This window comes from Pseudoxanthomonas sp. LjRoot204_2 (assembly GCF_056175765.1).
In genome coordinates, this window is the sequence record NZ_JBGFFG010000539.1 from 1 (window position 1) to 2000 (window position 2000).

Consider the following 2000-nt stretch of genomic DNA (forward strand, 5'->3'; position numbering starts at 1 on the left):
GCGATGTACGGGTCGCGCTGGTCGGCGAAATACAGGAACCGCACCGTGCGGCGCTGGTCGTCGTAGAGCACGATGTAGCAGTTCTCCGCATACATCAGCGAGTTCACCACCGCATGGATGCGCCGGAGCATCTCCGGCATCTCCAGGTCGGCACCGGCCAGGTCGGCGATCTCGTACAGCGCCTGCTGCAGGCGCTTGGATTTCTCGAGCGACACCACGCGGGCCTGTGCGCGCAACGCGTCCAGCGAGGTCACCAGCAGCGTGCGCGCCAGCAGCACCCAGGACGCCTCGTCGGCCGCCGCCAGCGGCTGCGGCAACGAGAAGGCCAGGGCGACGCGCGCATTGCCGTCGGCGTTGTCCCAGGCGTGCACGCGCAGGTCCGCGTCGTCGCCGTCGCCCGTGGCGTCCACCAGCGCGTGTTCCGCCCGCCGCTTCAACGCAGCCGAGGCGCCAGGCGTCGCGCCGTTGCCGTTCCCCAGCGCCCAGTCGCGCCAGCAGACCGCCAGCTCGGCGCCGGCCGGCAACAGCCCACGCAGGATCAGCGCGATGCGTTCCGCCGGCGAAGCGTCCGCGCTTGCCGTGTTGTCGGCGCTGATCGATGGCGTGAGCATGCCTTGGTCCCGATCGAGTCGGTGCGTAGTGTCTGGAAGTCCCCCGTGCCGAGCATACCGCCTGCCGCCCCCTGAACGGAAACGGGCAACACAACCCCGTGCAGCGCGATGGGCCGTTCGTTTTCCGCATGCGCGCCGTCCCTGCCCCCGCTGCCATGGCCACCCCGCGCCCGGCACCATCCGGGCACGCAGGGATGAACGCGGCGACCGTCGCGCGTCGCGCCGACTTCACGCGCGTACGTGGACCGCTTACGCTGGCGGCAGTGAACGACCTCGCAGAACCCGCCGACGAGACCCTGATGCTGGCCTACGCCGCTGGCGAAGCGTCGGCGTTCGAACAGCTGTACGCGCGGCACCGTGGCCCGCTGTATCGTTTCCTGCTGCGGCATCTTCGCGATGCCGCGCTGGCCGACGAGTTCTTCCAGGACACCTGGCAGCGCGTGATCAGCGCGCGCGAGGGCTGGAAACCGGACGCTCCGTTCGGGACCTGGCTGTACCGGATCGCGCACAATCGCCTGAACGACCATTGGCGGGCATCGAAGCACCGCCCTGCCGCGCCCCACGATGCGGACGAACGGACGGCGCGCTTACCCGATCCCGATACGCCGGAGCGCCAGCTGTCCGAATTCGAGCAACGGCGGCGGTTGCAGCTGGCCATGGATGAATTGCCGCCGGAGCAGCGCGAAGTGCTGCTGCTGCGCCTGGAACAGGAACTGACCCTGGAGGAGATCGGCGAGATCACCGGCGTAGGCCGGGAAACCGTGAAGTCGCGCCTGCGGTATGCGATGGACCGGCTGCGCACGAGGTTGAACGAATGAGCATGCCCCCCGAGCCCCTGACCCCGGAAGAGCGCGCCCTCGCGCAATCGCTGTCGCGCGTGGGACCGCAAGGTGGCCCCTCGGCCGACCTGGACGCACGCATCCTGGGGGCCGCGCGCGCCGCCGTGCAGCCTGCACGCACCCGCGGCGACCGCGTACCGACGGCACGCCGGCGCTGGCCGCTGGGCATTGGCGTGGCGGCGTCGGTCCTGCTTGCCGCCGGCATCGCGTGGCAGCTCCGTCCCACGCACGRGGTTCCGGTCGCCAGCGAGATGCCTTCCACCCCCGACTATCCGAGCGGCGGCGCATCCGCGGATCAGGAGGTTGCGGCAGCGGACGCGGGAGCTAACCCGGCTGCCGATGCCGCAGCGGCGGAACCTGCCCGGGTCGCCGAAGGACTCCTGCCCCCGCCGCCGGCGAAGGTACTCACCCCGCCTGCCGGACGCCCGGCCAGCGGGCCCGCACGCCAGAATGCGGAAGCGGCCGCGCGCCAGGAGGCCGCGCCCAAGCGTACCCCGCGTGCGCTGCTTCCCACCCCCATGCCTCCCAGCCCACCCGCGCCAGCCGCGCC

Annotated in this window: 1 protein-coding gene and 2 pseudogenes; 2 read left to right on the plus strand and 1 reads right to left on the minus strand. The window is 71.4% G+C overall.

Annotated elements, in window-relative coordinates:
- A pseudogene (locus tag AC04L7_RS17615) lies at positions 1 to 611 on the minus strand (hypothetical protein); the annotation flags it as partial.
- Between the two features lie 263 nt (positions 612 to 874).
- On the opposite strand from AC04L7_RS17615, the gene AC04L7_RS17620 reads away from it, so the two are divergent.
- Positions 875 to 1429, plus strand: a complete 555-nt coding sequence (locus AC04L7_RS17620) for an RNA polymerase sigma factor (RefSeq protein ID WP_435997890.1) — start codon at positions 875 to 877, stop codon at positions 1427 to 1429.
- A gap of 2 nt (positions 1430 to 1431) precedes the next feature.
- Positions 1432 to 2000, plus strand: a pseudogene (locus tag AC04L7_RS17625) (hypothetical protein); the annotation flags it as partial.